Origin of the sequence: Longimonas sp., assembly GCF_046498435.1 — a bacterium.
Taxonomy (GTDB): Bacteria; Bacteroidota; Rhodothermia; order Rhodothermales; family Salinibacteraceae; genus Longimonas.
The window spans coordinates 1-10,955 of sequence record NZ_JAWOAR010000226.1 but is presented as its reverse complement, the minus strand read 5'-3'; the positions used below and the strand labels follow the sequence as shown (position 1 = coordinate 10,955).

General features: G+C 61.0%; 13 protein-coding genes and 2 pseudogenes. 6 read left to right on the top strand and 9 right to left on the bottom strand.

The annotated features are described in order from the left end of the window. On the top strand, positions 1-531 hold a 531-nt coding region (locus tag R6U20_RS08715), incomplete at its 5' end, for an SURF1 family protein (protein WP_410337468.1). A 55-nt stretch (positions 532-586) separates the two neighbouring features. Here R6U20_RS08715 and tal read toward each other — a convergent pair. The 5 genes and pseudogenes from tal to R6U20_RS08690 all read right to left on the bottom strand — a co-directional run. Next, a pseudogene (tal, locus tag R6U20_RS08710) lies at positions 587-1,495 on the bottom strand (transaldolase); the annotation flags it as partial. A gap of 4 nt (positions 1,496-1,499) precedes the next feature. Next, positions 1,500-1,694 (bottom strand): annotated as a pseudogene (locus R6U20_RS08705) (SIMPL domain-containing protein); the annotation flags it as partial. A gap of 169 nt (positions 1,695-1,863) precedes the next feature. Then, on the bottom strand, positions 1,864-2,271 hold the full coding sequence (locus R6U20_RS08700; RefSeq protein ID WP_410337469.1) for an MliC family protein: 408 nt from the start codon (positions 2,269-2,271) through the stop codon (positions 1,864-1,866). Between the two features lie 68 nt (positions 2,272-2,339). Next, positions 2,340-3,113, bottom strand: coding sequence for a DUF6503 family protein (locus tag R6U20_RS08695; RefSeq protein ID WP_410337467.1), 774 nt, complete (start codon positions 3,111-3,113; stop codon positions 2,340-2,342). A 47-nt stretch (positions 3,114-3,160) separates the two neighbouring features. Next, positions 3,161-3,724 (bottom strand): DUF2911 domain-containing protein, encoded by a 564-nt coding sequence (locus tag R6U20_RS08690; RefSeq protein ID WP_410337466.1) that lies wholly within the window; start codon positions 3,722-3,724, stop codon positions 3,161-3,163. Between the two features lie 209 nt (positions 3,725-3,933). Here R6U20_RS08690 and R6U20_RS08685 point away from each other — a divergent pair, with 209 nt between their 5' ends. Beyond that, positions 3,934-4,314, top strand: a complete 381-nt coding sequence (locus R6U20_RS08685; protein ID WP_410337465.1) for an SPOR domain-containing protein — start codon at positions 3,934-3,936, stop codon at positions 4,312-4,314. A gap of 303 nt (positions 4,315-4,617) precedes the next feature. Here the strand turns inward: R6U20_RS08685 and R6U20_RS08680 are convergent, their stop codons facing one another. Further along, positions 4,618-5,124 (bottom strand): hypothetical protein, encoded by a 507-nt coding sequence (locus tag R6U20_RS08680; RefSeq protein ID WP_410337464.1) that lies wholly within the window; start codon positions 5,122-5,124, stop codon positions 4,618-4,620. A gap of 126 nt (positions 5,125-5,250) precedes the next feature. On the opposite strand from R6U20_RS08680, the gene R6U20_RS08675 reads away from it, so the two are divergent. From R6U20_RS08675 to R6U20_RS08660, 4 genes are all read left to right on the top strand, one after another. Beyond that, positions 5,251-5,478, top strand: a complete 228-nt coding sequence (locus R6U20_RS08675; RefSeq protein ID WP_410337463.1) for a DUF2905 domain-containing protein — start codon at positions 5,251-5,253, stop codon at positions 5,476-5,478. 41 nt (positions 5,479-5,519) lie between these two features. Then, complete coding sequence (locus R6U20_RS08670) at positions 5,520-6,797, top strand: glucose-1-phosphate adenylyltransferase (protein ID WP_410337462.1); 1,278 nt, start codon at positions 5,520-5,522, stop codon at positions 6,795-6,797. 108 nt (positions 6,798-6,905) lie between these two features. Beyond that, entirely contained in the window at positions 6,906-8,132 is a 1,227-nt protein-coding gene (glgA, locus tag R6U20_RS08665; protein WP_410337461.1) for a glycogen synthase, read from the top strand. A 281-nt stretch (positions 8,133-8,413) separates the two neighbouring features. Next, a complete protein-coding gene (locus tag R6U20_RS08660; protein WP_410337460.1) occupies positions 8,414-8,773 on the top strand; it encodes a hypothetical protein in 360 nt (119 codons plus the stop codon). Here the strand turns inward: R6U20_RS08660 and R6U20_RS08655 are convergent. The 3 genes from R6U20_RS08655 to R6U20_RS08645 all read right to left on the bottom strand — a co-directional run bounded on the left by R6U20_RS08655 (position 8,759) and on the right by R6U20_RS08645 (position 10,828). Next, a complete protein-coding gene (locus R6U20_RS08655) occupies positions 8,759-9,784 on the bottom strand; it encodes a sensor histidine kinase (protein WP_410337459.1) in 1,026 nt (341 codons plus the stop codon). The genes R6U20_RS08660 and R6U20_RS08655 overlap by 15 nt on opposite strands. 19 nt (positions 9,785-9,803) lie before the next feature. Beyond that, a complete protein-coding gene (locus R6U20_RS08650; RefSeq protein WP_410337458.1) occupies positions 9,804-10,535 on the bottom strand; it encodes a PIG-L deacetylase family protein in 732 nt (243 codons plus the stop codon). Between the two features lie 62 nt (positions 10,536-10,597). Then, a complete protein-coding gene (locus R6U20_RS08645; protein WP_410337457.1) occupies positions 10,598-10,828 on the bottom strand; it encodes a (2Fe-2S)-binding protein in 231 nt (76 codons plus the stop codon). Positions 10,829-10,955: the final 127 nt, after the last annotated feature.

Sequence of the window (10,955 nt, the reverse complement as noted above, 5' to 3'; positions counted from 1 at the left end):
CTGGACGATCGGCCCGGCTTCCACGTGCTCACGCCGCTTCAGCGCGTCGGCGCCGACGGCGAGCTGGTGGACGGGCCGGCCGTGCTGGTGGACCGCGGCTGGATCCCTTACCGGGTCGACGACCCGTCGCTGCCGCCGTGGGCGCCCCCGGCCGGCGTCGTCCGCGTGGAGGGCCGGCTGATGCCGGAGGCGGACGCGCCCTCGGGACGGCTGGCGGCGCTGGCGCCGCGCGATCCGCCCGAGGGGCCGCTTCAGCGGATCGCGCGTCCGGACGTGGACCGGCTGCAGCCGCAGATCCCGGTGCCGCTGGCACCGTTCCTGATCGAGCTCGAGCGCGCCAGCCTCGTCCTCGACGGCGCGACGACCGACGCGGACGGCGCGACGGCGACCGAGGCCGCGCTGCCGATCGTGCCGGACGCCCCGCGGCCCGAGGGCGGCCCGCACCTGTCGTACGCGGCGCAATGGTTCTTCTTCGCCTTCGTCGCGGCGGTCGGCTACGTGGCGCTGCTCCGGGGGCGCCTCGCGGACTGAGCCCGGCCGAGGCGCTGGGCTGAGGCGCCGGGCCGAGGCGCCGGGCCGAGGTCGGTCAGTCCGCCTCGGCGGTGGCCTCCTCCAGCGTGCCCAACAGCGACTCGAACGGCGTGACGAACTTCTCGACCCCTTCGTCCTCGAGCCGCGCGGTGACGGCGTCGATCTCGATCCCCAGCGCCTGCAGCTCCGCCATGCGCGCCTCGGACTCCTGCACGCCCTCCTCGATCCGCTCGGCCGGCTCCCCCTGCTCGCGGTAGGCGTCCAGCGTGGCCGTCGGCATCGTGTTGACCGTGTCCGGCCCGATCAGCGGCTCGACGTACATCACCGGCGAGTAGTCGGGGTTCTTCGTTCCCGTCGACGCCCACAGCAGCCGCTGCGGACGGGCGCCGGCCTCCGCCAGGGCGCGCCAGCGGTCTCCGGCGACGACCGCCTGCCAGTCGCGGTAGGCCAGCTTGGCGTTGTCGACCGCGATGCGGCCCTTGAGGCGCGCGGCGCGCGGGGCCAGCTCGCCCCCTTGCGCAGCGATCTCGTCCAGCAGCGGGTCGACGGCGACGTCGATCCGGCTCAGGAAGAAGCTCGCGACCGAGGCCACGTCCGGGGAGTCGCCCGCCTCGACGCGCTCCTCCATCGCCTGGAGGTACGCCTCGAGCACCTCGCCGTAGCGGTCCAGGCCGAAGAGCAGCGTGATGTTCACCGGCACGCCGTGCCGCAGCAGGTGCCGCGCGGCCGGCACGCCCGCGGCGGTGCCGGGGACCTTGATGAACACGTTGGGGCGGTCCACCCGGCCGAACAGGTGCTCGGCCTCGGCGATCGTGCGCTCGGTGTCGTGGGCCAGCCGGGGATCGACCTCGAGCGAGACCCAGCCGTACCGGCCGTCGCTGTCGTCCCACTGCGGGCGGAACACGTCGGCGGCGCGGCGGATGTCGTCCACGACCAGCGCCTCGTAGATCTGGAAGACGTCGAGACGGCCCTTCGCGAGCGGCTTCGGGTGCGTCGGCGCGTGTTACGACACCAAAGCGCACTGTGGCTTGGTCGGGCGTAGCCTGCACAGTGGCCTCGCCCTCCACCTGAATGGTGCGTGCGTTCGAGGTGCTGTCTTGAGCAACAGCAGGCTGCCCTGCAAGCAGAGGAAGCAGAAAAGCAAGAAAAAAGAGTCGGGACATGATAAATCTCATGATGGGTCCGTTGGGAGGATGCAAAGCTGTGGTATGATACGATGCTGTTTGTTCAACGAAATAGCTTTGCCGGTTCGTATACGATCATTTGCTAACCGAACCAGAGGGAATGCCAAATCCGGTTACAGCATCGCTCATTCGCACGTCCACACACCAACTACGCATGCGGAGTTGGTATCAATGGCCTACTCCTGTACGCAGTCTTCCAACGCCTCGGGCCGGTCATCGGATTGACCCGTGCGAAAAGCGTGCCGCGGGCTCCTTCGCCGCGCCCCTTCACCCACCACTCGCGTTTGTCGCCCGTGTAGCGTGTTGCACTGGTCGAAGGCGCGTTCGTCAGACGGAGCGTTTGGTCGTCGTATGTCAGTACCGCTGTCGAATCGGTTGGATGCTCCACCTGAATCACGGTCCCACTGTCGCACTGGAACGTCGCCCGGTCGCCGGCCTCGGTGGCGCATTCGGAGGAGGAATCAGAGTCGCCTCCACAGCCCGCAAGGATAAGAACGATACCACCTACCAAACAGGCAACAAGAACAGACCGACCGTCCGAAAACAGTTGCTTCATCTCACTACGCATATCCCGAGTAGACAACGGCAAGAAAATGGATGAGACGGGTAGAACTCGTCCTCAACCTACGGCAGCGGCGTTACGCGTACGTCTTCCAGTGCAACCGTCGAAACCTGCTCAACAGCGTCCTGGGCCAGCGAGTCGGGATAGGCATCCAGCGTTTCGGGTCCTATGCCCGCAGCACGATAGTTGTAGTAATCGGCGATGCGTACGCCGTTGACGGTGCGCACATTGAAGGCCTCCCGCAGCCGCGTGCCCTGATCCTCGGCAGGCCCACCTATACCGTACGCGTATGCCATGTAGTCGAGTGCGTGGGTGGCCTGGTCGAACCAGTACAGAAACTCATCTTGGTAATCCTGGCCGCCCCCCTCGCTAAACGACACAGCAACGCGATGGTACGCGGTGCCCGCTACGGTATCGGCACCAGCATAGGTGCCTTGCACAGGGGGATCCTGAAGCGGGTACGGCAAGAGCGCAAAGTAGGCTACCGAGTTAACAGCGGTTGCTATTGTGCGTTGTTCTTCGTTGGAGAGCGCAGTGGTGTCGCCCTCTACAACGCGATACACATCGGTGTTGGTGAGTCCTTCTACCATGCGACGGCCTGTTGAATCCGTTGTAACGCGCTCGTAGCGGAACTGGCCCTCGTTACGGCGGAGCGTAAAGTCGTCGCCGCGAAAGGTGAACGTAACAGTGGCCCGGTCGAGCACATCGCCGCCATGGGCAGCAATGACCGTATCGAGGTAGGCATCGAGGTTCGTGCTCGGGTCAGGCGTCGGCGTAGTGCAGCCGCTGCTCAACACAAGCAACACAGCCCCGCCAACGGTCGCGATGCTGCGCATCCCCCAGAACCAGCATGCGCAAGACCAGGAGGTAGGAAAGCGAAACGTCATTCGGCAGAGGCAGTGGTGAGCGGAATTGGAACGGCGGTGTCGGCCCAGTGCAGGAGCAGCGTAGCCGAAGTTTCATCGACCGCTTCGAACGTAAACGTCATCTGCTCTCGAAAGGAGTCGGCCTGATATGCCTCGACCGTGGTGCGCATCTCGTCATCGTCCGACTCATAATCGTACGCGCCCCACTGGTTAGGCGTGTTGTTGAGGATGAGCGTCCAGGCATTATCTTCGTCAGGAATCGTGAACAGCGCGTAGGTACCAGCAGACACGTCTTCCTCGTTCACCTGCACATCGTCGGAGAAGGTGATTGTGGTGGCTTCGTTGGCTCCGGTACGCCAGACCGTATCGTAGGAGACCAGGTCGCCAAAGATGTCGCGTCCGCGCACGTTCGGGCGTCCGTAGGTAACGCGGACCTCGGTGGTGCCAATGGTTTGGTGAACCTCGGCATTGGAGCTCACACGGGCCTCAGAGGCGTCGCGATCTTGCGCATGGGCTGGCCAGGCCGCAATGAGCAGCCCAAGTACGAGCGTGAACACATGGCGGTAGGAAAAGTCAAGCATAACAGGAAGGCGTAGGAGAGCAGTTAGGAAGGTGGGGCAACGGAGTGCAATATGGGAACTACACCGCCGGGGATCAAGCGTTCGGTGCACAGGGTGCAACGAAGCCGCAATGCATTGGGCTGGAACTGTTCATAATGGGGAAGCAAGGCATGCACGCATCAACGTCAACGCACACATCTACCACATCTGCACACGTATCACCACGCGGTGTGTCGATCGTCATCGTTCTTGTGGTCGCAGCGCTGGGACTGATGGGCTGCCAGTCGGTGGGACTAACGAGCGAGGAGACCGACGATACCGAAGCAGCTCCGGCGATGCCCGAGCGCGCGTTCTTCGTTCAAGTGGGCATGGCCGATGCACGATCCGATGCCGAGGCGGTGTGGCAAGAGGCCGCGGCGTGGTGGGAGGAGGTAGACACGCGCCCCGAGCCGCTGCACCGCTACGACGACCCGCCCGTGCGCGTAGTGTGGCAGACGCCATACTACCGCGTGCGTGTAGGTCCAATGGCCACCCGCGATGACGCCAAGGCGGTGCAGGAAGCGCTCAAACACCGGTTCGATGATGCTTTCATCGCACGCGGAACCCCATGACCGCACCGCATGACTTGCCACCTGCAAGAAGCTTCTGCTACTGAGCTACTGCTGTGTCACAGGTCAATGGTTGAGTAGCTCAGGCGAAGGATTGGCATGGAAGGCCGCAAAAGATCCCGGCTCTACTCCCGACAGGAGTCGGGATTATCCGAGATGACTGCTTGGGAGGCACCACTTGCTGCGATCTAACAGCTACCGATGAACGGTGTACTCCTCCAACCCTCCACACGTCCATCCCTCCATACATCAACGACGCATGCGGAGGTGGTATGAATGGTGAAGCAATTTTCTGTCATAGCAGCATTATAGCATCGGACCGATCAGTTGATCGAAGTACATCAGTACAAGCAGCACAACCCACAGCAGGTGGCCGATGCCCGTGCCAATGGCCACTTTCTTGCGCGCGCTGTCGGCAGCATCGCTTGTAGCGTCTGCGCCGTTGCTCACAAGATCGGCCAGGGTGTTCCATCCCGGACGAATCATGAAAAACTGTACGCCCACCAGCACCAGCATGAGAGTCAGTGCCGCATGAAACTGCGGACCGTACGCAGCAAAACCGCCGCTGGTAAAGAAGTTGGCGTACGCAAACACCAGCGTAAGCACAATAAACCCGTTCATCCATGTAACGGTGCTGCGCGTATCTTCCGCGAGGGCAGCGGCAGCGGCTCCTTCCAGAGATAGGACCGCACGCGCTTTCCCGGCCAGACGCAAGCCCAGCCCAAACCAAGCCGATGCGGTCACAATGTGAATAAGCACAAGTACGGTGTTGAGCATGGGCACAAGACAATTAAGCCAGGAGAACACAGACATAAATATACACGGAGCGTCTGCGCCAAGGTGCCACGAAATTTCAACGAGTCGTGTATGCTCGGAAAGCGGCGTACTGCCGTGTGCTACGCATAATGTAAGCAATCAACGCGTAACGACACTTTTGCTATGGATATACCCAGCATTGCACGATGGCTCATTGGTAGTGGGCTGTTGCTCATCGTGATCGGCAGTCTGGTCTGGATTAGCAGCACCGTCATCGACTGGGGCCAACTGCCAGGCGACATGTCGTTTCAGACGGAATCCATGCGGGTCTACCTGCCGCTGGGCACGATGATCGTGGTCAGCGTAATTTTGACCTTGCTCCTGAACCTTCTACTTCGCATGTTACGGTAGCGCTTCTCGTCATTCCTCCCATTGCGACCCGTTTTTTCCTTATGAACATCTCCAAAGACGTCATTAGCGTCATTTTAGGGGGAGGTGCAGGCACGCGGCTGTACCCGCTCACCAAACTGCGCGCCAAACCGGCTGTGCCGCTGGCCGGGCGCTACCGTCTTATCGATGTGCCCATTTCGACCAGCCTGAACTCGGGGATTAAGCGCATCTTTGTGCTCACGCAATTTAACTCGGCCAGCCTGAACCGCCACATTGCGCGGGCCTACCGCTTCGACCGCTTCAGCAACGGCTTTGTGACGATGCTTGCGGCCGAGCAGACCCCGGCATCAAAAGACTGGTTTCAGGGCACGGCGGATGCGGTGCGGCGCAGCCTCGACCACATGGAGGGGTACAAGCACAAGCAGGTGCTCATCCTGTCGGGCGATCAGCTTTACTCGATGGACTATGCCAAGATGCTGGCGCATCACCAGGAAACTGGGGCTGATATCACCATCGGCACCATCCCGGTGACTGCCGAACAAGCGCCGGCGTTTGGCATCCTGAAGACCGACGATGAGCAGATCATCACCGAGTTTTCGGAGAAGCCCGCAGCGGACGAACTCGAGGGCAAGAGCAGCCCGGTTTCTGCCGAAATGGAGGCAGAGGACCGCATCTACCTGGCCTCAATGGGCATCTATATCTTCGACCAGGGGCTCTTGCGCGAGATGCTCGACGCCTACCCCGATGACCACGACTTTGGCCACGGCATTATTCCGCGTGCCATCGACTCGCACCGCGTGGCCAGCTATCCGTTTGGCGGCTACTGGAGCGACATTGGTACCATCAAGTCGTTCTTCGAAGCCAACATGATGCTGGCCAAAGACCAGCCCGACTTCGACCTGTACGACCCCGACCATCCCCTCTACACCAATGCGCGGATGCTGCCTCCGGCGAAGGTGCAAAGCTCCTATGTGCAGAACTCGCTGATTGCCGAGGGAAGCATTGTCATCAACAGCCAGATTGCCAATTCGGTGGTGGGCATCCGGTCGTACATTGGGGAGAATACGACCCTCAAAAACACCGTGCTCATGGGCGCCGATCACTACCCATGGCAAGACGAAGAAGGAATGGGACGGCGCGAAGGACCCGCACGACCGGGCATCGGTGCGGAGTCGTACGTTGAAGGGGCCATCATCGACAAGAACGTGTCGATCGGCAAGAACTGTGTCATCAAAAACCGTGACAACACCGAAGAAGCCGAAGGCGAGAACTATATGATTCGCGATGGCATCGTAGTTATCCCGAAAAACACGGTGATTCCCGACGGCACTATTATCTAAGAAGCTGGGATGTCACAGGGTGTGATGCCTGTTTATGCTGCATCGCACGCCCTGTGCATCCCTCCAGCTACCTTCTTCCTATTTTTTGGATTCGACGTACGTACCTGTATGAATATTGTCATCTTAACGAATGAGTATCCGCCCAACGTATACGGTGGCGCGGGCGTGCATGTGGAGTACCTGACCCGCGAAATGGCCGCTGCCGACGATGGCGAACACCATGTGCAGGTGCTCAGCTTTGGCGAGCAAGACGTAGACCAGGGCAACCTTGACGTTCAGGGCGTCACAGCGCCCGATATTCCGAACCAGGACCCGCGCCACGCAAAGTTTTTGGATGCGATGGCTCGCAATGTGATTATGGCGGGCTCGGTGCAAGAGGCCGACATTGTGCACGGCCACACCTGGTACTCGCACCTGGCGTGCTGCCTGGCCAAGCAGCTGACGGGGGCGAAGATGGTGCTCTCAACGCACTCGCTGGAGCCGCACCGTCCATGGAAAGTGGAGCAACTCGGCACGGCTTACCATGGGTCGAGTTGGGTAGAGCGTACCGCCTACGAGAATGCCGATGGCGTGGTGGCGGTATCCTCAGCCATGCAAGACGATGTGCATGAACTGTACGACGTGCCTCGCTCGCGCATCCGCACCATCTACAACGGCATCGACATCGACCAGTACCAGCCGCGCCACAACGACGAGGTACTCCGCAAGCACAACGTAGACCCCGAGCAGCCGTTTGTGCTGTTTGTAGGACGCATTACGCGGCAGAAGGGGATCTTGCACCTGGTGCGCGCCATCCACGACATGGACGACGATGTGCAGGTGGTGCTCTGTGCCGGTGCACCCGACACCGACGAGATTGCGGAGGAGATGACGGCGCTCGTTGAAGAGGCACAGGCCGAGTCGGGCAATCATGTGGTCTGGATCAACGAGATGCTGCCGAAAGACGAAGTCATTACGCTCTACTCGCATGCCACACTGTTTGTGTGCCCGTCGGTCTACGAGCCGTTTGGCATCATCAACTTGGAGGCCATGGCCTGCCATACGCCCGTCGTGGCTTCGGCAGTGGGCGGCATCCCCGAAGTCGTGGTCGATGGCGAAACGGGACTGCTCGTGTCGTTTGAAGCGCACGAAGGCGACGACTTCGACCCCAAAGATCCAGACGCCTTCGCCGCCGACCTGGCCGACGGCGTGAACAGGCTTCTGGCCGACCCGGAGCGCCGTGCTTCCATGGCCGAGAAAGCGCGCGAGCGCGTGGTGCAGCAGTTTAGCTGGACGGCGATCGCCGAGCAGACGCTCGACTTCTACCGCGACCTGCTGGATGACACGGTATCGTAGGAACGTGTAGGTTCTCTTTCGACCATCCCTTGGGGACGCATCGCGTATCTGTTTAGCGGGCCTCAATGATCGCCCGGGCTAAGGAACCCCATAGCCGGGTACCCTGTGCCGCCCCCTGTCGGTACCGCTTGCGTCCCCGGCAATCTGTGGGGCAAATGCCATTGGCACTGCACGTCCCCTGGACGACACGTCGCTAAACACGTACCGCATCGCTATGCGTCCCCGTCTGCTTTAATGATGGCCCCGATCTTGATTAAACAACTATAGTTGCCCCTACCATCATGACCGAACTACTTGAGTTTCTGGGCACATACTGGTGGATACTGATCGTCCTGATCGTGTTTGTGTACAGCGCGTTTGAGGAGTGGCTGGAGTTCAAAACTGAACAGCGCAAGATTGGCGCATCGACCGAGGAAACCGAGGAGAAACTCGAAGCGCTGCGTACGGAGTGGGAGGCCGAACGCAAGCGCCTGAACCGGCGCATCCAACACCTGGAGACGATTGTGACCAGTGAGGCGTGGGACCGGGCTCACAGCGATGACGCGCTACAAGAGCCGCTCCTCGATGATATGGAGCCTGAGGATAGGTCCTCGCACGAGGAGAAGGCCGAGCAGTTGGCGCAACGCCTACGCAACCGGTAGCACAAACGTAAATGTGGAGCCCTTGCCTACAGTGCTTTCCACGTCCAGTTGGGCGTCGTGCGCGCTTAGAATGTGCTTTACGATCGACAGGCCGAGCCCCGATCCGCCCTGGTGACGGGCTCGGCTTTTGTCGACCCGGTAGAAGCGTTCGGTAAGGCGGTTCAGGTGGCGTTCGGGGATGCCAATGCCGTCATCGCGCACAGCCACACGCACGGCGCCATCAACTGGGGTTGCCAATATGGCTACGTATCCCCCTGGCTCATTGTACTTAATGGCATTGTCGATGAGATTCACAAGGACCTGGCGGATGCGCTCCCGATCGCCTTCAACGGCGGGGAGGGGATCGGCAGGCATATCGAGGCGAAGCTGTACGTCTTGCTCCTCGGCTTTCGGCTGAAGCGTTTCAATGACCTCCTCCGCAAGCGCATCAATATCGAAGGCCGTTACCTGCATGTCCATGGTGCCCGTTTCGAGGCCAGCAATCTCGGACAGGTCGCGCGCCAGGCGGTCGAGGCGATTGGCGTTACGCACAATCTTTTGCAGAAAGGCGTGGTTTACCGACGGGTCTTCGAGCGCACCATCGGAGAGCGTTTCGGCAAAGCCCTGAATGGAGAAGATGGGGGTCTTAAGCTCATGAGACACATTGCCGATGAACTCGCGCCGATAGCTCTCCATGCGACGCATGTCGTCGATCTCTCGGTTAAGCATCTGGCCGGTGCGATGCAACTCCCACACCAGGCCGTCGATTTCGTCGCCACGGGGCGAGGGGCTGGTGCCCAGCTCTTCGAAGCGGTGAGCGCGCAGGTGATGCAGCAGGTCATGGATGGTCTGCAATCGCCTGTGCAGCAGCCCCCACACAGCGGCATACGCAACAAGTCCAACGATGAAGGCACTGGCCAGACTCGCCCCCACGGAAAGCCCGAGCACAAGTCCCCCGAGTCCCACAACGCCGACCACTGGAACGGCCAGCTTACAGGCGATCCACGAGAAGTATCGGGCGGGGGCAACCATGAAGGCGGCAGAATCACTGTCAGGAGGAGCCGAGGGGCACGCGATGCGGAAGATGCGCTGTTAGGTCCGTGAGGCGAGGGGTAGGCGCCTCTCGGAAGCACTCAAAGCACACCCCGTTGCGCACGCTTTTGAGCGGACGGTGTTCGTCGATGACAGGGGCATATGTCTCGTAGCAATGCAGCGCAGTGCGCGCCGTATCGAGCGCCTCCTCATCAACCGGCACGATGCAGTCGATGGCATCGTCGGGTGAGGTCTGGAGGTGAGCGGGGCGGTGGGGGGCGCTGTCTTGTATGGTAAAGAAGGCGAGCCGTCGAATGGGCAATTCGTCGCGCGATACAGCGCTGCACACGACGCGCTTTACCACAGCATGGGTAACGAGGTGGTCCGGGTGGCCGCTAACCCCGTGCACCGCATACGTAACGACCACATCGGGCCGCAGGCGCACAAGCTGCTGCGCCACAGCTTCCTCAATGGCCAGTGGCGACAGGTTCGCGAGTTCGCCATCGGGGAGGTCGAGCACGTCGAGCGACGACAGGTCGAGTGCGCGGGCTACGTTCTGCATCTCTCCGAAGCGCACTGCGCCCATTTCGTCTTTGCTAAGCCCAAGACGATGGCGCTGCGTGGTGGCCTCACCGCGCGTAAGCGTGAGCACATGCACATCGTGGCCGTCGGCGCGTTGTCGGGCCAGCGCCGGAGCAGGGCCAAAGCATTCGTCATCAGGATGCGGAAATACGTATAGCAAAGTGGCCATAAACGGGCGGCATCAGCAAGAAGCAAGCACACCGGATGCACGGTACAGGCCTGCAGAAAGATTCATGACGTGTGCGCTGTTGGAGCCGGTTCATCCGCTTCCGCAATGACTTCATGAAACGTAACCTGCCCGGTGCGCAGCATGCGGCGCACATAGGGATGACACAGGCCGCAGTTGTGCCCAAAGCAGACTTCCTCTTGCAACGCCGCTACCGTCTGGGCGCCGGTTGTGCACGAGACATCGCAGAGCGTAGCAAACGAGACATCGTAGCAATAGCAGCGGTCAATTGTCATAGCTGTGGTCACGGCATGGAGGAAGCACCAGCGTGTTACGTACGCTTACTGGTTCTGGGTGATACGCAGGGCAATGTGTGGCATTTCTTGTGCCCAGGCTTGCTCCGGAAGATCTGGTATTGATCAT

Bases quoted from the DNA above. Each gene is read 5' to 3' on its own strand.
- R6U20_RS08700 (WP_410337469.1), bottom strand. From the start codon at position 2,271: ATGAAGCAACTGTTTTCGGACGGTCGGTCTGTTCTTGTTGCCTGTTTG.
- R6U20_RS08695 (WP_410337467.1), bottom strand. From the start codon at position 3,113: ATGCGCAGCATCGCGACCGTTGGCGGGGCTGTGTTGCTTGTGTTGAGC.
- R6U20_RS08690 (WP_410337466.1), bottom strand. From the start codon at position 3,724: ATGCTTGACTTTTCCTACCGCCATGTGTTCACGCTCGTACTTGGGCTG.
- R6U20_RS08680 (WP_410337464.1), bottom strand. From the start codon at position 5,124: ATGTCTGTGTTCTCCTGGCTTAATTGTCTTGTGCCCATGCTCAACACC.
- R6U20_RS08675 (WP_410337463.1), top strand. From the start codon at position 5,251: ATGGATATACCCAGCATTGCACGATGGCTCATTGGTAGTGGGCTGTTG.
- R6U20_RS08670 (WP_410337462.1), top strand. From the start codon at position 5,520: ATGAACATCTCCAAAGACGTCATTAGCGTCATTTTAGGGGGAGGTGCA.
- glgA (WP_410337461.1), top strand. From the start codon at position 6,906: ATGAATATTGTCATCTTAACGAATGAGTATCCGCCCAACGTATACGGT.
- R6U20_RS08660 (WP_410337460.1), top strand. From the start codon at position 8,414: ATGACCGAACTACTTGAGTTTCTGGGCACATACTGGTGGATACTGATC.
- R6U20_RS08655 (WP_410337459.1), bottom strand. From the start codon at position 9,784: ATGGTTGCCCCCGCCCGATACTTCTCGTGGATCGCCTGTAAGCTGGCC.
- R6U20_RS08650 (WP_410337458.1), bottom strand. From the start codon at position 10,535: ATGGCCACTTTGCTATACGTATTTCCGCATCCTGATGACGAATGCTTT.
- R6U20_RS08645 (WP_410337457.1), bottom strand. From the start codon at position 10,828: ATGACAATTGACCGCTGCTATTGCTACGATGTCTCGTTTGCTACGCTC.